Below are 23,405 nucleotides of genomic sequence, written 5' to 3' on the forward strand. Positions count from 1 at the left end.
TCTCGTGCAAAGTCGGTAAGGAAACGAGTTCGAGTTCTTCAATGCCATGGCATTTTCCATTGACCAGACAGGCGCAAACGATCGTTTCATTCTGGGCAATTGCCCCGGAGTCGTTACTGGCAGTGTGGGTTGTGTGACTAATGCTTGAGTAGCAGATCCAGCCTTAGCGCACCAAGGCGCCGTGGTGCCACGCTGGAAGCAAGCCAGGTCTGCATCGCCGTGGGCGATCCTGCGGCAAGTGCTGTTTGTGGGTCCAGCGGGGTGATGTTGATGCCCATTGGCGCGGATGCGTCGGAAATGGCAATCAGCACGGATTGAATGATGCGCGGATCGTCCGCCGCAAGGAGTTCGGCACTGCTGACGCTGGACAGGCGGCGGATGACGCGGATAACGAGATTGGCGCGGTCGGGGTCGGCGCGAAAAAGGATCAGCGCCTGGGCCTGGCCGTCGGGGTTGAGGCTGCCAGCGGTACCGTGAAAGGCTTCCATTTGCAGGCCACGCCCGGAAAACACTTCGGCCACGCCATGGGCTGCGCCGGGCCGATCCAGCAGGCCGATGGCCAGTACGTTGAGCGGGGATTCGTCGACGGGGCCATTCGCTTCCTCACTCATGGGTCCATTCCTTGATCTTGCTGCTACAGCGGATACCACAGGCTTGCAGGAGGGTTATTTCCTCTTCCGTCAGATCGTCGCCCGGCACGACACGCCGCACCGCGCCTTCCAGAATCACGCGGTTGCCGATCGGGCCGTGGATGCCGAGTTCACCGCAATGCTGGTATTGCGCACAGATTTCTACCGCCCTGCCTTCGCACAGCGCTTTCACGAGCTCAACGGTGGCCGTGGCGGAGGCGGAAATCGTTTTGGCCTGGGAGTAATGCACCGGGAAGGGTTTTAGCGCGACACGCAGATCGGGCGGTAACCGGGTGATCCGGGCAATGGCGCGAACCGGGCCGTTGATAGGATCCGCCATCATTTCGGCCATCAGCGCCGCATGCTCGGAGGCCAGACGGGCCGCGTAGTCGGCCGAGGTCGTGCCATCGCGCAAGCGTGCAATCGTTGCAGCGAGTTCCTTGCCCTGCAGTCCGTGGATGCGCACCGTTGACCAGAGCGGCATCATGCCCAGGCCGTGCTCACCGCCCATCGAGGCATGCACGCGCTGACGCCCGACGCCGAGCTGGCTGGCGATCTCCCAGCGAAAACGCTGCGAATCGCTGAAGGAGCCCATGCCCAGTACGCATTCACGCGGCAAGTGGCGGCAGAACACATGAACGCCCAGTTCCACCGGGTTGCTCAGCACGATGACGACGGGTGGATTGCCTTTGCGGTTGCGCGCCACGGCGGCGGCAAAGTGCTCAAACAGGGGAGCGTTGGCACGCGCCAGATCGTCCCTGCTTTGCAGACTTCCGGCCTTGGCGGCATCGGTGGGAAAGGTGGCACCAGCGGCCATGACGACAATATCGCCAACGATTTCATCTGCGTTGTCGGTGACATCCAGTTCGGGAATGTTTTCGGCGTAGGCGTCCTGCAGATCCGCCCGCAGGCCGTGCAGATAGCTGGGCCGGACGGAGTCCGGATTTCCGCCGACGAGTTGCAGCAACTCGCCGCGCCCGAGTACGCCTTCGCTGACGAGCCGGGTCACGACCTCACGGCCGCAGCTTCCACTGGCACCGATTACCGAGATATCCATTGTCGAGATCTTTTGCGTACGTTGATCGGGTGAAGTTCCTGGCTTTAGCTCGCTGCATTCAGGCTACTACTGACATCTCTTCGTAGCCCAATGGGGAAAAATTGCAAAAGCGCATGACCGAGTATCCTTGAGTGCCATACCCCGGTCAACGTCACTTTTGCTCACTGACCATCATGAGAAACACTGCATCAGTCTGAATTCCCGCGGTCCATGCACCTGTATCACGCAACGATATCGAGCGATGTGGCGAATTCCTCTGGGTGAATGATGCAGACGCCCATTGCACTCGCCTGGCGGGCAAAGTCCGCGTCATTGGTGACCAGGCAGAGTGGTGCGGAGGAATCCGAATGGACGTAATGCATGAGATGCTTGAGGATCGCCTCATCCGCCCGATGCGCTCCCGCTCCACCGGAATAAAAGACGCGCACTTGATCGGAAAGTGACTGTTGTGAGGGGTCATTGCCGTCGAAATAAAGCATCACGTCGGCCCCCTGCTTGAAAAAGATTGAGGTCAGGCAGTTGGCGAGTTCGGTTCGCGCCAAGGGGCCAGGGTGGTCGTCCAGAAAATGGCGTAAGAACAGATCCTTGAGTGTGTAGAGAACGTTGTGCCCATCGATAAACAGCGTGAAGGGATGTCCTTGCGCAATCGCGTGACGGAGAAAAAACCGCGTCGTCGGAGAACCGGGACTTTCCTTGTCCAATAGTTCCGCCTTGTCGTAAAGCAGGCCCGCTTTATTGTCCGTTGCACGATATAGCCAGTGCAGTTCATCCCGCTCAAACAGTCCGTACGAGGCCGCCTCCTGGATGAATTTACGTACCGCGGACAACGCGTCGAGCGAAATTGCCGCATTGATTCTGGCCAGCAGTCCCGACACGGTCGCGCTGAGGTGTTCATCAGACGGCCCAAGACGGCGAGAAAGGTCGCCAATTGCGCGCTCCAGTTCGGCGGCAATTGAAGTGAGTTCCGGAAGCGGGTTCAACGCATCAATCCGCGCCCGCTGTACGTCGGCCAACATCTGGCGCCGTTCCGCAATCATTCGGGTCAGTTCGGCCCGGTTTCCGGAGTGGATATCCTGCGAGCGCTGTTTCACGAGCGCAGCGGCCGAACGGGCCAGCAGATCGCTGCGCTGCTCGCTGGCCACCGCAACTTCAGTGTTCAGAACCGGCTCGATCCAATGTCGGAGCTTATTGGCTAATGCCTTGCTGATGCCTTCGTCGATAAGCCGCTGTAACGAAGTTTGTAACTCCGCAAGTTCCTTCTGGGCATCAATGAGCGAACACTGGTGGGATCTGGTTTCTTTGTGCGCCGCAACCATGTCGCCCAGCAATCGATCGATCTCCAGCTGCTTAACGGCGTTCTGGTTCTGGAGTTCCTTCCGTTCCTTCTGCTCCCGGTCGGAACTTTTGGTGAGACGTGCCAGTTCGGCCTTGGCGGCTTCAAGCGCTTTGTCGTGCTTGATCTTCTCGGCCAGTCCTTGACCTTTGTCAGCGCAGGCCATGGGTGGCAAGGCGTTGGCTGCAAATCGCTGAAGGTTCTCGAGGAAAGGGGCGAACGTGGTGCTGATGTCGGTTGCCGCCTGTTCGCGCCGGCCGTCGTCGGAGTTGTTACCGTCCCAGCCGGCAATGAAATCGTGTGCCAACTTTCGCACCGCCTCGCGTTCGTCGAGCAGCGTGGCCGCCAGAAAATCCGCCTCCCCATAGTAGATCACCAGGGCTGAAAAACCGTTCGCCAGTGCTGCTTCCGAGAGAACGGCCACCACTTTCATATAAAGGCTGTCGCAGCGCAGAAGCGTTGCAATCGCCGGATCAAGATGACGGTCGTTCTTCAGTGACGTCTTGATGCACTTCAGGGCCACAGGCACGTTCTGCAGGAGGACGCGATGCTTCTGAAAGAGCGTGGGTTCCCCCTTGGCTAATATCAGTGCGGGCTTGAGTTCGTCCGCCAGTCGGCAAAAGGCGTCGACCACGGCTTCGGGAATGGGATGTTTATCGATTTCCATGGGTGGGCGAATTCAATGGTGAAGTGCGATGGAGTAACGACGAGCGTGTGGATTCCCTGAAGCGCACTGGTGATATATCAAAACCGAGGCTCTTGATGGACCAGGGTATTGCGCGATGGGGATTTACCTGAGTGCGAGCGTATGTTACGCACAGCACCCGCTTTGGGGAGCAAATCGTGAGCCCGGTCATTTCAGGAACTCTTCAGGTGACACGCCCTCTGAAACCCGCATCCAGGGTGGGCGCAGTGTCGAGGGAATATCCAGCAGCCCCCTCTTGTCGAGATCGTATTGATTCGATATGTAATTGGCGGGAACGAGCAATGCAGCAACCAGCGCGATCGACATTGTACCGAGCACTCGCCTCGGTTTGCGACTGACCAGACGGAGGTGGCGATACCCCCCGTAGGCCAGGCAACCGCCCAGCACGATGTTCGACACTTGATCCAGGCCATAGCGGTGAAGATCGAAGACAAAGAACATCGTACTCGTCGCGATCTGGCCCAGAATAACGAGGCACACCATTCTCCCTGCCACGGCGAGGTGGGCGAGATAGGCGTCAGGCCGGTGCGAGGATCGGGAGGCAACCCACCACAGCCCGGACCAGACGGCCATGAGGATGCCCGTTACCATGATGCACATGCTCACCGCGCCATCCCGATTGGCGCCGGTCGCTTCTATCCAGGCAAAGGCCCCAATCAAGATCAGTGCTGTGACAATCCAGGCCGCAGATGAAAGCCAGCCCCGGGGGTTCCAGGCGTTTCTGGTCGGCACTTCCGGACTGACGGTCGAGTCAGGACGCCAGATTCGTATCTGGGAGTGTCCAAGCCGGATCGTTTCGCCGGCCGATATCTCAGTTGTCGCCAGCAGCGGGCCAATGGGGTGTGCGGGTACCGAGAAGCCGTTGTGCGTTTCCAGGTCGGTCAGCACGAAGCCGCCTTTATCACTGGCTTCAAGCCGCAGGTGGTGAGCGGCAACATGCGGGTCGTCAAGCATGAGATCCGCGTCAAAGCCCCGCCCAATGATGGCCGGCAAGGAAAAAAGGCGTTCGCGATGAAGTATCTCGCCATGGCGTCCCAGTACCTCAACGACGGCTAGCGCTTCCACTCGATCGTCTCCAGATACCAGCGAGCAAGTCGCTTGATGTTGCTTTCGGTGAAGCCGAGCAACATGAGATTTCCGACAAGCCCGACCTCGCTACTGTCGACCGTTACCAGTCGCAGGTGGGCATCGAGCAATCCGTCGAGTTGCTTGTAAGGGCGTTTGCATAGCGTCACCCGAGCCGTACCTCCCTTCAACTTCACAAAGGAGGTTCGGCATTTATAGTAGCCGACAATTTTCTTGTCGCCGCCGTCATCTTTCTCCGCATTGAACTGATCCGAGAGCCGGGCAGCGAAACGGAAGGCATCCAGCCCCAAGTTACTGACCACCCGATACTCTGACCACATTACGCCCACCGAATGCTTTCCTCCGGCCGTAATGGAAAGATCAGCCACGCAGAAGACCCACTCCAGATTGTAACCGTCGTCCTCTTCTTTTCTTGAGGTACCACCACAACGTGAAGCAGACCCGGACTCGACGGGCAGAATGAAAGGCCCGATCGGCTGCATTCTGGGTGGAGAACCGATGATGTCAGCCGTCACCTTTTCCTGACCGTCTATCATTCCCTGCCGAGCTTCGCCGAGCAGCGCTTCCGAGGTCGAATTAGTTGTTCTGATCCTGGCCATGAGTGCCGCCAGTTTCATGGCGGGAACGAGGAAGCTGATCAAATTTCCGTCGGTGCGCCGAGCGACGTTGATGCCGAACACGTCCCCATTGGTGGTCAGTGCCGGCCCACCGCTCATCCCCGCATTGATGGCGGCCGTGAAGTGGAAATTCTCGCTGAGCGATTTCGCCGCGACCCCATTGTAGGTACCCTCGACCACCGTGAAGCCGATGCCGCTGGGGTTGCCGAGGGAGAAACCCTTGTCTCCCTTGACCAGCGGGGAAGGATGAATGGTGAATGGGCGACCCGTTTCGTCCGCCGCCTTGAGAAGGGCCAGGTCATTCACTGAATCGATGGCCACCACACTGACAGGAATGTGGCTCCCATCGGTACGCATCGCCTCAAGGCGATAACGTTCGGGTTCCAGGATTTTGTCGGACACGACATGCCAGTTCGTGGCGATTAGTCCGTCCTTGCCAACGAGGAAGCCTGAACCGGTCGAGTTCTCGGCCGCTCCGTCGACGGTCAGCGTGCGGATCTGATAGATGCGTTTGCGCGCTTCCTCAAAGACTTTGCTTGCGCCTTCGGGCTTTTCGTTTTGAGCCACGGACTGGGCTTGAACAGCCATTCCGCAGCCGAGCAGGATGCCCCCGACCAGCAGAAGGGCAAGGGATGAGCGTGCATTTATGGGCGGGACGCCCGGAGCGCTTGTCACCGGAGTCCCAGTATTTTCTGGATCAACCATCCAACAAGCGCAGCGCCGCCGGCAACGATGCAACTCCAGTGGAGCGACTCGAGAGAAATCATTCCACGCCAGGGATTCCCCTGAATCAATGGCCAGAGGGGTTCAACGTCGGCGTGCATGAAGGTGTCCAGCGCGAGGTGACTCAGGGTGCCGATCAAAGCGCCTGACCAGGCCGCCATGATCGGGATGTGTGGCGAGACACCGAGCCAGTTCGTCTGCTGGGGGCTGAGTTGACGGTTCCAGAATGTGAGCAGGCGTTCGCACGATCGCCGCCCGAATGTGGCCGCCACGATAGCAACGGCCAAGGAACCGGGCAGCGTGTGCAGCCAGGGATGGGCCGGATTCCCGGTAAAAATGAACAGCGTGATTGGCTCCAGATCGATCAGAACATTTGCCAAAGCGAAGCAGGTCCAACTGAATCCGTCCGGTGCGAGAACCTTGATCAGGGCGCCTGGGCCGAAATGGAAAGGGGTGATGGGCATGGATTGATCCATTCAGGCAAGAATCTCTTGAATATCGCGACAACTGATGCCGAACGATGCAATTATCATCATACGGGAAGAGGGATACTGATCGGAGAAATTTTCCACCTCACCGCGAACCGCCACCATCGCGATACTGGCGCAACCATAGTCGCGCACTTTCACAGGCTCCCGCGATTACCGAGGGATCCTTGGCTTCCGGTGTACTCAGCCGTTCCGGCAAAGGTTCAATCCCTACTCTTCCCAGGTCGAGACGATCGGCATCCCAGCAGGTCTGGACGGTGAGGTCTTCATGCGACTTCCCATGGGTATGGCCATCGATGGCAGCGACCAGCACAAAAAACTCCCCATTGTCCAGCACAAGGTGTCGATCGCGGATTTGCTCGGCAAAGGCGGCGGCGCGTGAGCCATGGCTCCGATCCCGGCCATCGTTGCGCCGACAGACATCGTGTAAAAAGGCGAAATACTCGACGACGCGGGGGTTGGCCCCATTGCGGCGGGCCAACGTCAGGCCGTTGGATCTGACACGTGCCCAGTGGGCCACCCCATGGATCCCGTTCCAGTCGAGGTGGAATTTCTCCCGGAGCAGATCAATGAGTGTGGCGGTGATGACCACCGGTTTGCCCGGTGGCCGCCACGCGCCTTCGGAAATCCGTGTGGAAATGCCTTGTTCTGATTGAGGCGGTTTGCCCATGGCGGGAGATATTAATGTGAGTTCTGTCATTGAATCCAGTCGCAAGTCAGGTTGGGTGGGTGTTCATCAGGAGCCATGTTTTTTCCTATGGGTGCTGCACTGGTGAACTTTTCTTGAATTTCGGGTGGCGGGAGGAATTTACCTCCCGCCCTGCCCCGTTACTTCGGTCCGTCCTCTGGACGCGGCCCGAACTGGGCCTTGCCTTGCATTTTCTTGCGGCGCAGGAAACTCGGCATCGCGGCTTCAGAGGCCGTGCTGCCCAAGACCTCGTCCTTGGCCGAGACGCGTGAGCCCATCTTGCGACTGGTGTACATCGCTTCCTTGCGGAAACGTGCGCCGTCCATTGTCCTGGCAAGTTCGGCCAGGCCCTCCAGCACCTCCATGACCCAGGGGTTGTCTGCAAAGCGTGTGCGACCCTCGGCGATCATTTTCTGAATCGTCTCCCAGTCACCCTGCTCAGCCGCAGAGCGGGCCTTGTCCAGGAAGGATCCGGCCGCTACTTCGGCCTGACGGGCAAGCACCAGCGGATCGGGCAGCAAGGTATCCCAAGCGGGCAGCGACATGGCTTGCAGCGTCAGCGACTCGTTCCGGAAAGCCAGCGGTTCTCCCTCCGGTGTGGTCGCAGTAACCTCCGCCTGCAGGAACTGGTTGCCGGACTCCAGGGCCAGACCGGCCGGAATCTCGAGTTCGACAAGCACCCATGCCTCGGCACCGAGGGGAATGTCCGGCAGGCGGATCAGCGGAAAGCCATCCCGTTCCTCGACCGGATAGTCGTTCAGCAGCGTGATCTTCACCCCCTGCGGTGCCGACAGTGACAAGCGGACATGCCGAGCGTACAGGCTCGAGATGAAGTCGAACTCCTCGGCGAAGGGCTCGAACAGGTCGGCGGCAGTGTCGCCGTAGTAATGGTTGCCGGCACCTCGCTTGCCCATCTCGACCATCAGCGCTTCATTGAAATCGCTCCCCAGTCCGTAGGTGGAGGTACTGACTCCCTTCTCGGTGGCTTCGGCACAGAAGGCGGCGATCTCGTTGCTATCTTCCGTTTCGCCGACATTGGCATTTCCGTCGGAAAGCAGGATGACGCGGGCGAGTGCGGCATTCCGTGCCGCCGGCAGCAGGGACTCCATGCCGGCCTTCCACCCACCGTAAAGATTGGTCGACCCGCCGGAGCGGATCTTGGCGAGTGCGGCGTAGAGTACCTTGCGATCACTGACCGGACGGGCCGGCACCAGCGTATTGACATGGTCATCGAAGACGATCAAGGACGCGATATCGGTGGCGTTGAGACGGTCGATGATGTGCCCGGCGCAGCGCACGGCCTCCATCAAGGGTTCCCCGGACATGGATCCGGAACGATCGATGACCAGCGACAGGTGGTAGGGCTTGCGCACCTTCTTCTGGGCCGGATCGCTATCCGGAGCCTGCACGCGAACCAGTACCGGCAACTTCTGGGCATGGCCGAGTATCAAGGCGGGTTTGAGCGGGGTAATCAGAACTTGCGGGGTATTGTTGTTTGGCATCATGTCTCCTGTTGCCCGGCGTAATTGCCGAGGCATGAGATACACGATACGGGCTCAGGGGCTCATAGAACGAGCCTGGATAAATAGTGGGAAAATTATTAACAGTTTGGAGAAGCGCCTCCGATCGGTTGACGGCACTTCGCTCGACATCGGGAATGTTGGCGGTCGATCGGGGAAAAGTCGGCAGCAAATACCATAGGCGCATCCAGTGAGCCTCACGCTCTGCATACTGGGTTCATTGAGCGACTTCCTTTGTCCCGGATCACCGGGCCCTTCAAGGAATCGCTGCCGACCTACTGGAGAGTCCATGACCCACACCACCCCTTTCAAAGCGCTCGATGCCATTCCGGTTTTCTACAGCGACCGGATGGCTGCCGACATTGCCAGCTTTTCTCCCAGCGCGGGGAAACCGCGTGAGGTGATCCATTCATGGCGTGCGCTGGGGATTCCACTGCGCGTCGCAGCACCCGAGCCGGTAAGTTTGGATCAGTTTTGCCTGGCGCATGATCGCCTGTACGTAGAGGACATTCTCGCCTGCCGAAGCAAAAACGGCTTCGGTAACACGAGCCCGACGGTGGCCGAATCCCTTCCCTGGACATCCGGTGCGATGCTGTCCGCTGCACGGGAGGCAATGGCCAACGGATGTGTGGCGGTCGCGCCGTGTTCGGGCTTCCACCACGCCGGCTATGCTACAGGTGGTGGATTCTGCACGTTCAACGGTCTCATGGTGACTGCTGCGGTTCTGCTTCAGGAGGAAAATGTGACCCGGGTCGGCATTCTTGACTGCGACATGCACTACGGCGACGGCACCAACGCTATTAGACACAAGTTGAACTTCAACGCCCGGGTACTGCATTACACCGCCGGCGAGAAATTACACCATCGCAGCCAGGCTAAATCTTTCTTGCGCCTGTTGCCATCGATTGTCGACTCATTCGCCGGCTGTGGCGTACTCATTTACCAGGCCGGGGCGGATCCTCACGTCGATGATCCACTCGGCGGGTGGCTGACGACGGAAGAACTGGCCGAGCGGGACCGGCTCGTGTTCGACACGGCGCGCCGGATCGGCCTGCCGGTAGCCTGGAATCTTGCGGGTGGTTATCAGACGCCGCTGCGCCGGGTACTCGATATCCATGACAACACCTTGCGGGCCTGTGCCAGTGCGTTTTTGCCGAAGCAGGCGAGCGTCGCGGTTGATGAATCTCCTGTCTTGATGAGTGCCGCAAGAGCAATGCCTCGTCGGAATGCCGAGAGGACAGAAATTGGGTAAAAACGAGCCACGGAAGAATCATCAGCACGGGGTGTCCACCCTCATGGCTTCAGGATGCTGCGCGGCAATGGCTACACCACCTACCGCAATCCATTGGGCGGGAAGATCAATGCACTATCAAAGGGAAAAACATGGGACTGGAACATTCTGACTTTATCTTGATTGATGAGCAATTGGCCAAAATCAACAAGTACACGGCTGAGCAAGGGGCCGCGTATGCGAAAGCAGGAGAAGGCCCCCCCATGGGAGGGGTAATGCTCCAATTTGAGTGGGTTCCAGGATTGGGCAGATCCATTACAGCCTACTTCGATGGCTCGGTAGAGGGCTGTCCGATCGAGTCGGCAATCGATTGAAAACCCCGAGGTTCGTCTTATCCCCAAGCAAAGACCGACGCGATGCCCACTGATGCGCCTGCCTACCAATGGCTGAGAGCCGACAACACGGCAGACGGTTTTTTGGACTCGACCCGATTGCGCCTCGGCGATGCCGTGCCAGCAGAAAGTGGCCTTGACGACCTAACCTCATGGCACAGTCTGAATCCAGATCGACAAACTGTCATCAGTTCAGTTACGCTGATTGTCGAAAAGAAAAACAGGGGAAAGCAGCGGGAAGTCCTTGCGATCGTGCACCTGGCCAATGATCAGGTCTATTTCCTGTCGGCTACGTACAGCACGACCGATGTACTCCCCCTGTTGGAATCAATCGGTCGATCATTGATGGCTTGTGCGCCGCGAGCATTCTCATTGCGCGCTCTGGAAATTCAGGTCAGCGATAGCGCGGATTGCAACCTGCTCTTGATGGACATGAATCCAGGGCGGCCCGGTGCGTGGCGTCTGGATCGCTGGCGCATGCAACACACTTGCGAACTGGTGCAACTCAACCCCCATCTTCAACCCGCCGAAATCTCACACCGGGCAAGCCATGAACTGGCCGAGATGACATCGAGACTGGAGTCCGAGGTAAGCCGGTTTCTGGCTTCACTTGATCCGGACATCCTGTACGCGGCCAATCAACCAGGGGTGTTCAATTGTTACCGGTACAACTACCTTTGCCACCTGGATTCGACCATTCGAAGAAACAGAAGACAGGCGGTGGTGATTTTTCCACTGCTCGTCGGTGAAATTCTGAATCAGCCCGAACCGACACCAGAGATTATCCAGCTGGGCAAGGTTATCGATTCGGGACAGAAAATCATCGATTGGATCGCCAAGAAGTTCCACGTCCGGTTGGCTGCGGCCAGAGCGCTTCGCTATCTGTCAGAGAACGATATCGGCGAAAGCTGGCGGGGAAAACTTCAGTCGCTGCTTTTTCTGCTTTCAACCTTGCCACCGGAGCGGTATCCAACAACTTCCGCACAGTGGCAAGCATTTACTGCAGCCGTTCAGTTTATCAAGGGAACAACCAAACACCCGGTTAACTCCGCGTCCACCGGAATTCTTCTGGGCGATATTGCCCGCAGAAACTGGCAGTTGAACAAGACCCTAAACGCCAGCCTGGTTGAGCGCGCCAGTTGCATCGAAGCGTTCATCAAGAATCTGGGCAACGCGTTGGCGGCCCATATCCGGGTCGAGAAACTCGGAACCAAAGGACATCCTGTTGCGCAAGCGCAGGTCGTGGCTTCGAACGCCCTGGTGAAAATCGGATTGCGTCGCGTCGAATTGCTGGCCACCAAATGGCAAGCAATCAAAAGAGACTCAGATCAAACGCTCATCGCCAGAAAAACATTGCAGCCTTTTCCCCTGCTCTTGCCAACCCCTTTCAACCATGGCGAGCAGGCGATTGTCCAACTCACCTCGCAAGCCGATTTAAGCGCTGAAACGGTTCGCCTCGGCCATTGCGTCGAGAGCTACGGTGCCGAATGCCACCACGGAACATCCATTATTTTCTCGGTGCGTGACCGTCATGGGAAGCCACGATCCACCTTTGAAATCACGGTCAGAACACTATCATTGTCCGCCTACGATATTGAGCTCGTTCAACACAAAGCCTTTCAGAACAGCACGCCTAGCAAGGAAGACAAAGCGGCTGTTTCAGGATTTTTCCAATTTCTGAAAGGATCCAATGGTGTTCCGCTGCTCATGAACTTTTCGCGGGAGAGGTTGCTGACCCGTCTTGAACCAACGCTTGCACAGGATTACCGGTATGCCTCGCTGATGAGCAGTTTCCTTGCTGAGTCGACGCATGGACGCATCAAATTTGAAGAACTCATTGCCTGCATCGTCAGCCCTGTTTCTCTTGTGACCGACTGAAGGTATTTCTGTGCTGGGCTTGTTTGAAGTTCCACGCAGAGAGGCCGGATTGATCCGCAACCTCGGCCATTCGCTACTTCAAGCCGCTTCTTTCCGCGCAATCACATGATTCACTAATTCGGTAGCCCGGACAAAGGATGCTTTACTCTGTATTCCGATAAACCGGTCGGCCTGGTTGAAACAGTGGCAAAGCGAATCGCCCTCTTCATGATCCGGGATGCGCTTTTCCTGGATTAACCGCATCAGGGTGAGTTGAGCCGCTTCGAATTGCTTCAGGATCGCAAGATTCCTCTGCAGGTAAGCCAGCGCAAAAGCAATATTGAAAACGCCCATCACCGAATACTGGTAATCCGGCACGGCCGGCTGGGTCAGGACCATCTCCAGGTGCAAGCGCGATCCAAGCATGAGATCAGCGTGCTGGCTCGGGCCAATTGGCACCGATACGGGCCTGATCACACGTTTGCAGCATTTACGCATGGCCCATCGCCCCCGTCAGATAAAGTAAGCAGAAAAACTGTACCGCTGATGGAATGTGACGCGGCTTGCCGTGGCTAAATCCCGGCCTTTCACCTGGGCGCAATGCGACCGAGGCAGGGCAAACCAGGGTTACCGCCAATCTTCGAATTGCCTATCAACTTCAAGGAGGTCAGGAGTCACGCCGGAAAATGAGCTATCCAGTGCGCACTTCGTTTACGTGCGTCCTGGCCATGCGATCACTTCGTGCTGCACGGCCGAGGGCCGCCGCACTGAGCGTCGAAAACAGGTTCTTCGACGCTTGTTCCACGATTGGTGAAGAGGCAACGATCACCCCAGCGCTTTGCAGCAAGCCGACCAAATGCAGTCCACAAAGATCAATCTCGCTAACTTCCGAGAGGTCTATTTCAAGAAACTTGTGGCGCTGGATAGCAGCAGTAATCTTCTCTTCCAGTTCCGGGTAATTGGGATAGGTCATCTTGCCGTCGAGCTTGAGAAGAAACGGTTGTTCGCTGGGCTGGCTAGAGTTGTTCATGGATTTCCCCTTGTGCAATTTTTTAACAACTGCAGGACGGTTCGCCAATGTCAGCAGGTCGAACAGATGAGCAGTACGTCATTCGTATTATTTTTTTATAAGAGTCCATTTTCCTGGTGTGGTTCAATTGCTTTATAAGAAATATTTTTCGGACTATGCAAACCCATCTCCTGTTCCATTCGTGTGCGGAGGCGACGACTCTATTGTTTTCACGTTGATTCATCGCAAACGGTGGTTACAGCGCCTCGCACAACATCAACGGAGTGGACTGGCGGAAGATGCTGGCGTCTGACGTGCATGCCGTCTTCGGCCAAGAAACCAGGCAATTCCTCACTCACCAAATCAGGCAGGTTTCATTTGTTTGATCGACACCCTTGCCGGCAAGGTGAAACTCACCCTGGCATCCGCCGTTCGGCCAAATCATCTTTTATCCCTGCATGCAGGGGAAATGGCGAGCGTTGTTTGAGTGCGTTTGTGCGCCTCGGAGTCGGCAAACTGTAAGCGACGCAGTTTGTCGTAGGCGCTGGGTACGATGGCGTTCGTTTACAACGCATTAGCGCGGCGTCCTCAAGAGCTGCCCAGCACCACGTATCAGGCAACCCATCATTACTGACAGATCCCTCTTAGAAAGACTCAAGCCGCCTTTGTATGCGGCCTGCCTCGTTGTGATCGGTATTTTCGTGAAGCCAAGCAGTCTTCTCTCTTTGGATCCTCCTCAGGCATGTCATCCTAGATGACGACACATCTGACAAGCACCGGCTGTTGCGCCAATCCTCAGTCAACCGCCCCGACGTAGCTGCCTTGAGGACAGACTGTCGAAACTGCTTGATGATTATTGGCACACGGTCAAGGCGGTCGCGGCAGTTTTCGATGCGTGCCAGCAGGGTGTCCAACTTGTCGGCGATGCGCTTTTGTTCTGGGAGAGGAGCCAAAGGAAAATTAAGCGAACGTATGTCCTCAAGTCGAATACCTTTAACAGTAGTACCCGTTCCCAAATCTTGAATGTTTGCTGCCTCACTTCGCCACCCAGGGTGAATTTATGCTCCCGAGAATTGACACATAAAACAATGAGATAAGCGGTAAAGCTGGACATCGTGAAACAGACCCGGTATAAAGCCTGGAATGAACCGAGCCGAATTCAGAAACGACATGCTAGCCGAGATCCAAGTACGTCCTGTGGAACGGGGCGAGGAGGCGCGCTATCAAGAGCAGATGGCGCGTCACCATTATCTTGGCGAGCTAGCGAAGATTGGCGAGACGGTGTGGTACATCGCGACTTGGCGTGAGCAGTGGGTCGCGCAGCTGAGTCTATCGGCGGCGGCGCTGAAATGTGGCGTCCGCGATCGCTGGATTGGCTGGGACTTTCGCACCCAGTATGGGCGGCTCAAACTGATTGCCAACAACAGTCGCTTTTTGATCCTCCCCGACTGGCACCACCCGAACGTTGGCTCTCGCGTCCTCTCGCTGATCGAGCGTAGGGTCGTTGCGGACTGGCAGGCCCGCTTTGGACATCCGTTGCTGCTCCTGGAAACCTTTGTCGACCCCCGACGTTTTCATGGCGGCGTCTATCGCGCTGCCAACTGGATGGAACTGGGGTTAACCCAAGGCTATCGACGAACCCGGGACGGCTACAGCGCGGACATCGACGCGCCGAAGCGCGTCTTTGTGCGTCCGCTCTGTCGCGCGGCGCAAGCATGCTTGACGCACCCCGACCGAGCACGTCTTCACCTCACTGGATCCCCCAAGATAATGCTGAATGCCGAACAGATGCGCACTCTGCCCGATTTCTTTAACGACATCCCGGATCACCGTCGCGCCGAAGGACGGCGCCATCGACTCCCCGTGGTGCTCGGCATCGCCGCTGGCGCAACCCTGTGCGGCATGCGTGGCTACAATGCCATCTCCGGATGGGCTAACGACCTGGGCGCCAAGGCCCGCGAGCGTTTTGGCTGCCGCCGCGAAAAGGGACGTTACGTCGTCCCCAGCGAATCGGTCATTCGTGAGGTGCTGGTTCGTGTCGATCCGGTGCGGCTTGATCGTGCGCTGCAAGCGTGGAATGCGGCCTTCGGCAAAGAAGACAATAGCTACGCGGTGGACGGCAAGACCATGCGCAACGCGATTGACGCACAGGGGCAACAAGCGCACATCATGAGCGTCATCGGCCATGAAACCGCCTTGTGCCGCACCCAAAAAAAGTCGGTACCTTGCCCGTAGCGGGGGGCGAAGAAGCCAAGAAAACCAATGAAATCGGGATGTTCATTCCGCTACTGGATGGCATCGACATCGCCGGCAAGGACATCACCGCCGATGCGCTGCTGACGCAACGCAAACTTGCGACTTATCTGGTGGTGCAGCGTCAGGCGCATTACCACTTTACGGTCAAAGGCAATCAAGCAACGCTTCAGTCGGATATCACGCTTCTGTTCCAGGATCGGAAGGCGCCGGATTTTGTCGAGGTCTCACCGCCCGACCATGGCCGTATTGAAACCCGTCGCATCTGGTGCCGTACCGCGCTGAATACCTATCTCGACTTCCCCCATGTGGGTCAAACCTTCATGATCGAGCGGGAGGTGTTCCACAAAAAAACCGGCAAACAGACCTTGGAATGCGTGGTCGGAATTACCAGTCGTCCACCAGAACAAGCCAATCCAAAGCGGGTTCTCGCAACGAATCGCGGCCATTGGGCAATCGAAAACAGATGCCACTATGTCATCGACTGGAATTTCGATGAGGATCGCAGCCGCATCTGCAAAGGCTACGGTCCTGAAAACGTATCTCGCCTGCGCCGATTCGCCGTCGGGGTCATTCAGTTCATCTCCGATGGCAGCGCCAGCATCGCAGAAAAAATGCGCCAGTTGGACCGTAATACTCGATTAGTCTTCGACTATCTGCGCATGACCAAAAACTCGACTCGCCCTCTCTCGCCCTGATCTCGCGGGGAGAACAAATTTACCGTGCTTCGCCACCAATGCTCGACATACGTCTTTTCAACTTCACTGTGAAGGACCCCGATGGTCACTTCAAACTCCCCCACTTATGGCCACCCAAACTCCCCCAGGCAGGACGGTGGAAATTGTAATGCAGTTAGCTGTTGCGGATCGATGTATTGAGCCACAACGAGTGGGCGATTTTTATTACGTTACTGCGTAACGGGGGCTATCTGGAAGTAGTTATTCCACTCGTTCGAATCCAGAATGATGGTGGATAGGATGCGCTCTTCTTCGGCCGTGACCAGGCGTTCGATGAACTCGCGTTTCGTTACGCAGTAATGGCGGGCCAAACGTTCGAGCGCCAAATTGGCGTGGGTGCTTATCCAGAGATTCAGGCGTCGTTCGCCGTTACCGTCCGTGCCGGCGAAGGGGCGCCGTGCCCGATACATTGCTTGTCGTTGAGCGGCTGTTTTTGGCATGTTCAATTCCTTTCAATCACGTTACGCAGTAACGGTACGGCAACAGTCGTTACGGGGTAACGAAACCGATGGCGAACCGGGAAAGTGGTTCTGTGTGCGGATGTCTTGTTTTGAGTGAAGCGTAGAGCGGTCAAGTGGACCGTGGAATAAATGGGCGGCGCAGTATGCCGCCTGTTTATGCCGCGAAAGCCACTTGACGGCTCGCAGCGTCCCCACGCTCCGGGCGGTTGCCGGGGATGGTTTGATCATCCCCGGCGGCTGCCACGTGGCGAACGCGGGGTTTGGGGCGGCGCCCCAAGGTTTTGGAAGCCGGCGGGATGTTCTGAGGGTGCGCATCAGTCGGTTTCCGGTTGCAATGCAAATCGTGTCGCGGCCTCCTTGAGCCGGTAGCTTTTTCCCTCGAACTCCAAGAGATGCGAACGGTGCATCAGACGGTCGAGAATGGTGGTGGCCATCGTGTTATCGCCCAGATATTTCCCCCAGTCCTGGACGACGCGGTTGGATGTCACCACGATGCTGCGCCGCGTCTTATAGCGCTGATGAACGAGCGTTTGCAGCAGCTCGCCCGCACTGTCGCTGATGCGCCTGGCGAGAAATAGATCGTCCAGCACAACCAGATCGGCCTCAAGCCAGGGATGCAATTGCCGCTGTTGATCGGCACTATTACAGAGCGCGTACTGGGCAAAGACGCTGTCCGCCTCCAGAACACGAACGTCATGGCCTTGCAGCGTAGCCTGATAAGCGACCGCCTTGGCAATCCGACTTTTGCCGGTGCCGGGCTTGCCGATGATCAAGGCGTTCTGGCCTTCGGCGACGAATTTGAGCGTGTGAAGTTCGAAACAAGCCTGACGAGGAAGTTTCGGGTTGAAGCGCCAATCGAAGTCGGTCAGCGTGACGCGCTCGTCCAGACCCGACTTAAGGTAACGGCGCTCCATGAGCCGCGAACGACGCCGATCGAGTTCATCCTGCAGAATCATGGCGAACGTATCGAGGAACGGCTCCTGGGTCACTTGGGCTTGCAGAATGCGTGTCTCAAGGGTTGCCCGAATTCCGGACAGATGGAGTTCACGCAGGGCGCGTTCAATTTCAGTCAAGGTCATACTCATAACATTTTCTCCAAGGGAGGTGGCAAGGCGGCGCTACGCTGAGCGCCAAGGGTGAATAGGTCGGCATAGTCTTCGGCGGATCGGATCAAGGGGTCATCCTGAGTCAGCACCAGTTCCCAGTGTTCGAGGAAGTCGTTCTGCTCCTCGATCGAGGCGAAACGTCGGCCCTTGAGCGCGGTGCTCTGGGTATGCCCGATGGCGTGCTCCACGGTCCCTTTTCGATTCGGGTCCCGGACGCGCGCCGGGTCGGCCACCACGCCGTAATGCGTGAGGACGGCCGCATAAAGTCGATTCAACTCCGGTTCATACAGGTCGGGCTTGATGACCCCTTCCTTCAGGTTATCGAGGACCACATAGCTACAACTGCCGCCGAAATATCGCCAAGCCTGCTCGTGCAGCTTGGCCCATGTTTCCTGGCTAGACTTCCACACCACGCGTCGAAAGCTGCGCCGCGAATAACGTAAGGTGCAGACAAACAGGCGCGGCTTGCGGTAGTAGTCCTTGCCGGGGCATAGCGTGGGCGCCCCCTCGCCATAATCAACCTGCATCTCCTCACCGGGCGCGAACTCCAGTCGGTCGAACTGCGCCGGCTCACGCTCAAGCAGACTTCCGGCGAAGCGCTTGACGCTGTTGTAGCTGGCGGTAAATCCGTACTGGTCAACGAGGTCCTGATAGACGGCGGTGAAGTTGCGGCGCAGGTGCAACTGCGCCGTGATGAAGTCGCGATACGGTTCGCACGCCGACGTTGACTGCCGGTCTGGACCCGGTGGCCGGGGTGGGGTAATTTGAGCGGCCGGACCGGTGGCCACCCCGGGGGGATTTGACTGTTCGCTCGCCAGGCGTTGCGCGAGGCCACGTATCGTCTTGCGATCAATTTCGGTGATGCGCGCAACCTCGCGCTGGCTCTTCCCGGCCGCCAGCAGCGTGAATACGGTGGTTTGTAGATGTGCCTTCAAGACGTTCACTCCTTACTCCCTTCGAAAATCGAAGGGCGAAGATAACGTCCTGCCAGAAGCTCCCCTAGCAGCGTCGAAAACGGTGCCCTATTGCACCGCTACGCGCTCATCAGGGTGGGGGATTTTGAAGTGACCAAAGGTGGGGGAATTTGACCGGCCATCAGGGAAGGAAAAGTGCCTTCAGGTCTTGGTTGATTGCAACTGCAACTAAGGGTCTGGCAATCTTTCCCAAAGACATTCGGGTCGCAACAATTATAGAATCTGGTGGAACTATTGAAGTTGCACTGCCTGCTATAGACTCATCTGAAATGTGATCAATAGTGTCAGACGGGAATCCTATTCCCTATTCTCATCCTAATGGTGCTGTGATCTGGGTGAATTTGGACGAAAAAACTCGGCAAACTGTTTGCGATGCAGCACTCCGATAAAGGGCTTGACGTGATATTGGCGACCACAGTTAAAAAATATTGAATCAAACCTACTTGTTCGGCAAACCAGTCCTTCCCGGCAATCAGTGTGCGCAGAAACACTTCATCCTCGGCAATGAAGGTCGGCCGTTTCAATTCGCCACCGCTGAAGCTTGGGCTTTGCGCGACGCTCGCGCCGTCTTTCACAAATGACAGGGTACCCGCTTGGCGACCGAGCATGCGAGTCGGGATGAGTTGCAAGCCTGCCTCACTCATTTGCTGGCCGGTGCGGGTAACGCCAGTCTGATGACGCCGGCGCTGCAACAGACGCTGTGTGATCATGCGGCCGGCAACACCGCGTATCAGGGCAGAAGGGATTCTGCCACGCAAGCCCTTTTGCCGCGACTAAACACTTTGAATCATTTCTAAACTGCACTATTGAATGCGACACATTCTGTCGTGACGTTGAGGCATCATGCCTGAATCGACTGGCCCATTCAGCCGAAAGTCATGGACTTCAGCCAATGCGAACGATAACGATTGACCTGGAATACGACGCCATCAGCAAACTGCACCACTTGCCACTTGACGCGCTGGGGTCAGTCACAGAAGACATTCATCTTTGTATCAGGTCTCCAGTATCGGGAATCAAAGAGTTGAGTGGCATGGTTGCAATTGAGAACGCCATTGTTTCTCCAGAGGATATCAAGCGTGCCCTTGATACTGCGATGACGGTTTTGCATGTAGCAGACGAAGGTGTCGTTATGCTGCTAATGCCTGAAACAAGCTACGAAGTCCGCTGTAGTCAATTTTATCCCGATGTTCCGGAAACTCGTTCGGTTTTGTTTTCAACCGGAAGCATGCTGCCATTAGGCTTTCCTGGAGATAGTCTCATCGTAACGATTGGCTACATATTTCTTCCTTCATGCACCCTGCCAAAGCTGAAATGCATTTGTGCCGACAGGGGTGTAAATATCGTACGGATCGAGATTCTTGAAAAATAAGTTTTTGAGTCACCTGATTCGTTTTGATACTCAAACCCCAAAGGAATCCTCCTTGAAAACGACCATCCCAACACCGGAATTCAAGATAAACAAACGCATCGTTTGTCCGATAGAAATCGACATGTACAACATCAAAGGAAAATATCAGGATGGCAATTGGCATGCGCTGATTCTTGCTACAGCCCAAAAATGGGTGGAGAAAAAACAATTCGAAGGTAAAGGCACAATCTGGAGTAGGGTTCAGCCTAGTGCAAACTTTGAAAATTTCACTAACACTTGCTTTATCACAGCTTTTGGCATGGCTGGCTTCATTGATCAATTAGAAATCAACCTATGTGCTTACTTTTCAAGACAAGTACGCCGCTCCGATGAAATGCAGATTGAACAAGGAAACTGGCGGCCATATTTGCATCTGGAGCAGGGAAAAATTTGGATTGTCGAAGATGAGGATGTGTGGCAAGAATTGGGTCTCCACCAGCCAAATCATTAATGGTGTCCGCATTCGATTATAAATGTGGCTTAGCTAAGACATTGCCGTGGGTTTAAATTCATTTATTCCTTGCGTTTCGATGAAGATAAATAGCTTGACCTGTCAATATGTTGGAAGTTCAAGAAGCGAGTCGTTGACATTAATTCGCCCTGTTCCATTCCGCTCCGCACTTAGAAAAATCGATCTCATGTTGCGTAGCCGGTAACTTCGTGTGTAACTCAGAATATGACAGGTCACATTACGTAGAGGTTTGTGTACTTTTTCATTTATGTCATTTTTTTGACCGGCCAAAACCCTGAAAAATAGGTCGCATACGGTGATATGCGACCTTAGAAAGGCACGTTAAGTTATCGGCTTGTTATCTGCCAGCCATTTAATTTCCTGGGATACGTAAAAAAGATCATTGGTATTGAGCGTGCATATTATTTAAAGTAATAGAACTAAAAATAAATCGTCAGAATTTATGAAGTAAGGTTGGCTGGAGTGAAATTCATTATGAGTATCGTTAACTCGAACTTCGGAAACGGGGATTATTTTCTTTTGACCTGATGAATCATATGTGACCAACCCATTGTCCTTAAATTCACGTATTACAGTCCAGTGATGAGCATGATCTAAGGAATTCGATGTCGGTTTATAAGAGTAGCCAAGAATTGCTACTTTCCCAGACTTATGGTCAATCCCCTCGAATGTCTTAAAGAATTCTTTCCTGTTTATAGGTGCCGTCTGCCAGTAGGGGATAAAGGAATAATAACCAGCTCCGAGCTGCACTCCAAATGCTTTGTTAAGCAATGATATCGTTCTGGATAAGGTGTTTTTTATGGTTCCTCTGCTTGTGCCGATAACGAAACGCATCGGGTCAGTATCTTGCATCGCAGACCGTATCACGGCTTCAAAAATATACTCACGAGAAAGACTTGGTGCCAAAATTGAAAGTGCGTGAGTAGTAGCATAAAAACCGCATGCTCCGTCCAATACACCTTGCTTCGAAGGTTTTCCTATTTTCATTTTAATCCTTTTTTATTAAATGAAGCCGAGATATTTACCGGTTTTATTAGAACTAATGAAGTATAAAAACTCTTATGCACTGCTACTGGAAAACAATTCAGAACATTGCTTACTATAAACCATAATTTTTATTCATTCGATTTATGATCTCCATCATCTCATTTCTTAGAGACTGCGGCGCAATCACCACTGCGAGTTCGCCAAAATCCAGCAGCCAACGTCTAATTTCACGTGTATCCAACACCGTCGCTGTCAATTTTACTGTCTTTTCGTTAATTTCATCGACAACCTGATTGATGTCCAGTGGTCGTTCGATAAACCCGGTAGCTACCGAACGGTCAAAATTTGCAATTAGTTTAATCTTTCTACCGGATTCCAGGGGAATGCCGAATTCACCTTGGGCAATGTACTGATCAAGGTCGAACCCCTCCAAGCCACGGGCTTGTGTATCTAACAATTTTGCGGAACGCATCCTACCCAGCACCAGTTGTTTGATATCCTGGTACTCGCGTAGTGTGCACACTAGATAGATCACTTGGTCACGAACCACTAATCCAAGCGGGCTGGCTTCATAGTCTTTATCTTCTTTGGCTCCACGTGCCCTGTAGGTGACTGCAACGCGCTTGTTGAGTAACAACGCTTGAGTTACGACGGCCTGGACTTCACTGTCAATCACCGGCGGCTGCATGGGCTGCCCAGGTGCAAGTACGCGAATCTTTTTCCGCCACGCAGATAAACCATTACCCTGGCTGTCCAGAACGCCTGATGCGGTACGAAACCATGGGAGTAAATACTCCAAAGTACTGGCCGGCAACATCGGTTGCAAATACCGCTCGGCTAGATGAAATACTAGCGCCGCTTGAGGTTCTAGCATTGGCAAGTCCAATTGGGGCGCATGCGCTTCCCATGACCATCCTTGAGGCTTCGAGTCGTCGGCCAACAACGGCAAAACACCGGAAAGTTTAATCAAGTCACGCTGTATCGTTCGTAGCGTCGTCTCAAACCCAGCGGCGGCTAAGCGTTGCTTCAGTTCAGCAGTGCTGATCCGACGCGGGTAGCGCGGAACTTCGCGCAACATGCGCCAATGACGCATCAAGGTATCGTTCATATTCTGATCACCGCTGTTTGATCGGCTTGATTAAAATTTTCTAGTCCCGCGCGCTTTGGCTGCTTGGTAACGGTCAGCCAGTAGCTTTCTTAGTAAGTTGTTTATCTAGCCATGAGCCATCCTTGGCCTCGTTAAACAAATCAGGATTCCACAATTCGACAATATTATTCCTAGTTTGTACCCAGTAGGCGGTCATTTCCAAGCGTGCGAATTCGGCGAGTTCGACTGGAAGTTCCAGTCTATGCTTGGTATTCATAAACACCTCCCTCGCGTTGCCGATAAGCAACCGTTTTAGTGGATCACTCCCTGGTATCGTCTGCGAAAGACTCATCAGTTTGTCTCTGAGTAGATCCCAAATTTCATCACCAAAAAGTAACAAGCAACGTGATGGATCTGCAGTTAGGTACAGTTGTGTATCCACTGGCAAAAGGGCTTTCGGAATGCGTAGATAATGACAATGGCGATTAATTCTCTGTTCGATGTCAAGGATGGAATACACGGGTGCCATGAGTTGCCTCGGATTTCAGAACAGTCTGATCATAGCTCTACAGGGCGACCAT

General features: G+C 55.3%; 24 protein-coding genes and 1 pseudogene. 7 read left to right on the forward strand and 18 right to left on the reverse strand.

Annotated elements, in window-relative coordinates:
• Positions 1 to 137: 137 nt before the first annotated feature.
• The 8 genes from ACOYNV_RS01235 to ACOYNV_RS01270 form a co-directional block, all read right to left on the reverse strand.
• A complete protein-coding gene (locus ACOYNV_RS01235) occupies positions 138 to 611 on the reverse strand; it encodes a hypothetical protein (RefSeq protein WP_422897909.1) in 474 nt (157 codons plus the stop codon).
• Entirely contained in the window at positions 604 to 1,686 is a 1,083-nt protein-coding gene (locus ACOYNV_RS01240) for a lactate/malate family dehydrogenase (protein ID WP_422897910.1), read from the reverse strand. Before ACOYNV_RS01240 ends, ACOYNV_RS01235 begins: the two co-directional genes overlap by 8 nt.
• A 221-nt stretch (positions 1,687 to 1,907) precedes the next feature.
• Positions 1,908 to 3,686, reverse strand: a complete 1,779-nt coding sequence (locus tag ACOYNV_RS01245; RefSeq protein ID WP_422897911.1) for an NYN domain-containing protein — start codon at positions 3,684 to 3,686, stop codon at positions 1,908 to 1,910.
• A gap of 186 nt (positions 3,687 to 3,872) precedes the next feature.
• Positions 3,873 to 4,790, reverse strand: coding sequence for an FHA domain-containing protein (locus tag ACOYNV_RS01250; RefSeq protein ID WP_422897912.1), 918 nt, complete (start codon positions 4,788 to 4,790; stop codon positions 3,873 to 3,875).
• Positions 4,778 to 6,103, reverse strand: a complete 1,326-nt coding sequence (locus ACOYNV_RS01255; RefSeq protein ID WP_422897913.1) for a S1C family serine protease — start codon at positions 6,101 to 6,103, stop codon at positions 4,778 to 4,780. The genes ACOYNV_RS01250 and ACOYNV_RS01255 overlap by 13 nt, the downstream gene beginning before the upstream one ends.
• Positions 6,100 to 6,615 (reverse strand): hypothetical protein, encoded by a 516-nt coding sequence (locus ACOYNV_RS01260; RefSeq protein ID WP_422897914.1) that lies wholly within the window; start codon positions 6,613 to 6,615, stop codon positions 6,100 to 6,102. The genes ACOYNV_RS01255 and ACOYNV_RS01260 overlap by 4 nt, the downstream gene beginning before the upstream one ends.
• A 109-nt stretch (positions 6,616 to 6,724) precedes the next feature.
• Positions 6,725 to 7,339, reverse strand: a complete 615-nt coding sequence (locus tag ACOYNV_RS01265) for a hypothetical protein (protein WP_422897915.1) — start codon at positions 7,337 to 7,339, stop codon at positions 6,725 to 6,727.
• Between the two features lie 128 nt (positions 7,340 to 7,467).
• A complete protein-coding gene (locus ACOYNV_RS01270) occupies positions 7,468 to 8,832 on the reverse strand; it encodes a vWA domain-containing protein (RefSeq protein ID WP_422897916.1) in 1,365 nt (454 codons plus the stop codon).
• Between the two features lie 304 nt (positions 8,833 to 9,136).
• Between ACOYNV_RS01270 and ACOYNV_RS01275 the strand changes: the two genes are divergently transcribed.
• From ACOYNV_RS01275 to ACOYNV_RS01285, 3 genes are all read left to right on the forward strand, one after another.
• Positions 9,137 to 10,099, forward strand: a complete 963-nt coding sequence (locus ACOYNV_RS01275) for a hypothetical protein (RefSeq protein ID WP_422897917.1) — start codon at positions 9,137 to 9,139, stop codon at positions 10,097 to 10,099.
• Between the two features lie 131 nt (positions 10,100 to 10,230).
• Positions 10,231 to 10,452 (forward strand): hypothetical protein, encoded by a 222-nt coding sequence (locus ACOYNV_RS01280; protein WP_422897918.1) that lies wholly within the window; start codon positions 10,231 to 10,233, stop codon positions 10,450 to 10,452.
• Positions 10,453 to 10,569: 117 nt separating this feature from the next.
• The gene (locus ACOYNV_RS01285) at positions 10,570 to 12,348 is read left to right on the forward strand and encodes a PcfJ domain-containing protein (protein WP_422897919.1); all 1,779 of its coding nucleotides are present in this window, start codon (positions 10,570 to 10,572) and stop codon (positions 12,346 to 12,348) included.
• A 78-nt stretch (positions 12,349 to 12,426) separates the two neighbouring features.
• On the opposite strand, the gene ACOYNV_RS01290 is transcribed toward ACOYNV_RS01285, so the two are convergent.
• The 3 genes from ACOYNV_RS01290 to ACOYNV_RS01300 all read right to left on the reverse strand — a co-directional run bounded on the left by ACOYNV_RS01290 (position 12,427) and on the right by ACOYNV_RS01300 (position 14,352).
• Complete coding sequence (locus ACOYNV_RS01290) at positions 12,427 to 12,786, reverse strand: hypothetical protein (RefSeq protein ID WP_422897920.1); 360 nt, start codon at positions 12,784 to 12,786, stop codon at positions 12,427 to 12,429.
• A 232-nt stretch (positions 12,787 to 13,018) separates the two neighbouring features.
• The gene (locus ACOYNV_RS01295; protein ID WP_422897921.1) at positions 13,019 to 13,357 is read right to left on the reverse strand and encodes an STAS domain-containing protein; all 339 of its coding nucleotides are present in this window, start codon (positions 13,355 to 13,357) and stop codon (positions 13,019 to 13,021) included.
• 623 nt (positions 13,358 to 13,980) lie between these two features.
• Positions 13,981 to 14,352: a restriction endonuclease subunit S gene (locus ACOYNV_RS01300; protein ID WP_422897922.1), complete on the reverse strand. Its 372-nt coding sequence runs from the start codon at positions 14,350 to 14,352 to the stop codon at positions 13,981 to 13,983.
• A gap of 154 nt (positions 14,353 to 14,506) precedes the next feature.
• Here ACOYNV_RS01300 and ACOYNV_RS01305 point away from each other — a divergent pair, with 154 nt between their 5' ends.
• Positions 14,507 to 15,571 (forward strand): Druantia anti-phage system protein DruA, encoded by a 1,065-nt coding sequence (locus ACOYNV_RS01305; RefSeq protein ID WP_422897923.1) that lies wholly within the window; start codon positions 14,507 to 14,509, stop codon positions 15,569 to 15,571.
• The gene (locus ACOYNV_RS01310) at positions 15,535 to 16,287 is read left to right on the forward strand and encodes an ISAs1 family transposase (protein WP_422897924.1); all 753 of its coding nucleotides are present in this window, start codon (positions 15,535 to 15,537) and stop codon (positions 16,285 to 16,287) included. Before ACOYNV_RS01305 ends, ACOYNV_RS01310 begins: the two co-directional genes overlap by 37 nt.
• Before the next feature lie 209 nt (positions 16,288 to 16,496).
• On the opposite strand, the gene ACOYNV_RS01315 is transcribed toward ACOYNV_RS01310, so the two are convergent.
• From ACOYNV_RS01315 to ACOYNV_RS01330, 4 genes and pseudogenes are all read right to left on the reverse strand, one after another.
• Entirely contained in the window at positions 16,497 to 16,766 is a 270-nt protein-coding gene (locus tag ACOYNV_RS01315) for a hypothetical protein (RefSeq protein WP_422897925.1), read from the reverse strand.
• Between the two features lie 335 nt (positions 16,767 to 17,101).
• Positions 17,102 to 17,866: an IS21-like element helper ATPase IstB gene (gene istB / locus ACOYNV_RS01320; RefSeq protein ID WP_422897958.1), complete on the reverse strand. Its 765-nt coding sequence runs from the start codon at positions 17,864 to 17,866 to the stop codon at positions 17,102 to 17,104.
• A 116-nt stretch (positions 17,867 to 17,982) separates the two neighbouring features.
• Positions 17,983 to 18,837: pseudogene (istA, locus tag ACOYNV_RS01325) on the reverse strand (IS21 family transposase); the annotation flags it as partial.
• A gap of 314 nt (positions 18,838 to 19,151) precedes the next feature.
• Positions 19,152 to 19,577, reverse strand: coding sequence for a hypothetical protein (locus ACOYNV_RS01330; protein WP_422897926.1), 426 nt, complete (start codon positions 19,575 to 19,577; stop codon positions 19,152 to 19,154).
• A 182-nt stretch (positions 19,578 to 19,759) separates the two neighbouring features.
• Between ACOYNV_RS01330 and ACOYNV_RS01335 the strand changes: the two genes are divergently transcribed.
• Positions 19,760 to 20,239, forward strand: a complete 480-nt coding sequence (locus tag ACOYNV_RS01335; RefSeq protein ID WP_422897927.1) for a hypothetical protein — start codon at positions 19,760 to 19,762, stop codon at positions 20,237 to 20,239.
• A gap of 52 nt (positions 20,240 to 20,291) precedes the next feature.
• Complete coding sequence (locus ACOYNV_RS01340) at positions 20,292 to 20,729, forward strand: hypothetical protein (RefSeq protein WP_422897928.1); 438 nt, start codon at positions 20,292 to 20,294, stop codon at positions 20,727 to 20,729.
• A 426-nt stretch (positions 20,730 to 21,155) separates the two neighbouring features.
• Here ACOYNV_RS01340 and ACOYNV_RS01345 read toward each other — a convergent pair whose 3' ends face one another.
• The 3 genes from ACOYNV_RS01345 to ACOYNV_RS01355 all read right to left on the reverse strand — a co-directional run bounded on the left by ACOYNV_RS01345 (position 21,156) and on the right by ACOYNV_RS01355 (position 23,353).
• On the reverse strand, positions 21,156 to 21,737 hold the full coding sequence (locus tag ACOYNV_RS01345; protein WP_422897929.1) for a hypothetical protein: 582 nt from the start codon (positions 21,735 to 21,737) through the stop codon (positions 21,156 to 21,158).
• A 112-nt stretch (positions 21,738 to 21,849) separates the two neighbouring features.
• The gene (locus ACOYNV_RS01350) at positions 21,850 to 22,845 is read right to left on the reverse strand and encodes a helix-turn-helix transcriptional regulator (RefSeq protein ID WP_422897930.1); all 996 of its coding nucleotides are present in this window, start codon (positions 22,843 to 22,845) and stop codon (positions 21,850 to 21,852) included.
• A gap of 73 nt (positions 22,846 to 22,918) precedes the next feature.
• A complete protein-coding gene (locus ACOYNV_RS01355; RefSeq protein ID WP_422897931.1) occupies positions 22,919 to 23,353 on the reverse strand; it encodes a division/cell wall cluster transcriptional repressor MraZ in 435 nt (144 codons plus the stop codon).
• Positions 23,354 to 23,405: the final 52 nt, after the last annotated feature.

Origin of the sequence: Propionivibrio sp., assembly GCF_049316945.1 — a bacterium.
GTDB lineage: Bacteria > Pseudomonadota > Gammaproteobacteria > Burkholderiales > Rhodocyclaceae > Propionivibrio.

Coding starts and splice junctions, on each gene's coding strand:
- ACOYNV_RS01235 (WP_422897909.1), bottom strand. CDS start 611: ATGAGTGAGGAAGCGAATGGCCCCGTCGACGAATCCCCGCTCAACGTA.
- ACOYNV_RS01240 (WP_422897910.1), bottom strand. CDS start 1,686: ATGGATATCTCGGTAATCGGTGCCAGTGGAAGCTGCGGCCGTGAGGTC.
- ACOYNV_RS01245 (WP_422897911.1), bottom strand. CDS start 3,686: ATGGAAATCGATAAACATCCCATTCCCGAAGCCGTGGTCGACGCCTTT.
- ACOYNV_RS01260 (WP_422897914.1), bottom strand. CDS start 6,615: ATGCCCATCACCCCTTTCCATTTCGGCCCAGGCGCCCTGATCAAGGTT.
- ACOYNV_RS01265 (WP_422897915.1), bottom strand. CDS start 7,339: ATGACAGAACTCACATTAATATCTCCCGCCATGGGCAAACCGCCTCAA.
- ACOYNV_RS01270 (WP_422897916.1), bottom strand. CDS start 8,832: ATGATGCCAAACAACAATACCCCGCAAGTTCTGATTACCCCGCTCAAA.
- ACOYNV_RS01275 (WP_422897917.1), top strand. CDS start 9,137: ATGACCCACACCACCCCTTTCAAAGCGCTCGATGCCATTCCGGTTTTC.
- ACOYNV_RS01280 (WP_422897918.1), top strand. CDS start 10,231: ATGGGACTGGAACATTCTGACTTTATCTTGATTGATGAGCAATTGGCC.
- ACOYNV_RS01295 (WP_422897921.1), bottom strand. CDS start 13,357: ATGAACAACTCTAGCCAGCCCAGCGAACAACCGTTTCTTCTCAAGCTC.
- ACOYNV_RS01305 (WP_422897923.1), top strand. CDS start 14,507: ATGCTAGCCGAGATCCAAGTACGTCCTGTGGAACGGGGCGAGGAGGCG.
- ACOYNV_RS01315 (WP_422897925.1), bottom strand. CDS start 16,766: ATGCCAAAAACAGCCGCTCAACGACAAGCAATGTATCGGGCACGGCGC.
- istB (WP_422897958.1), bottom strand. CDS start 17,866: ATGACCTTGACTGAAATTGAACGCGCCCTGCGTGAACTCCATCTGTCC.
- ACOYNV_RS01330 (WP_422897926.1), bottom strand. CDS start 19,577: ATGATCACACAGCGTCTGTTGCAGCGCCGGCGTCATCAGACTGGCGTT.
- ACOYNV_RS01335 (WP_422897927.1), top strand. CDS start 19,760: ATGCGAACGATAACGATTGACCTGGAATACGACGCCATCAGCAAACTG.
- ACOYNV_RS01345 (WP_422897929.1), bottom strand. CDS start 21,737: ATGAAAATAGGAAAACCTTCGAAGCAAGGTGTATTGGACGGAGCATGC.
- ACOYNV_RS01350 (WP_422897930.1), bottom strand. CDS start 22,845: ATGAACGATACCTTGATGCGTCATTGGCGCATGTTGCGCGAAGTTCCG.
- ACOYNV_RS01355 (WP_422897931.1), bottom strand. CDS start 23,353: ATGGCACCCGTGTATTCCATCCTTGACATCGAACAGAGAATTAATCGC.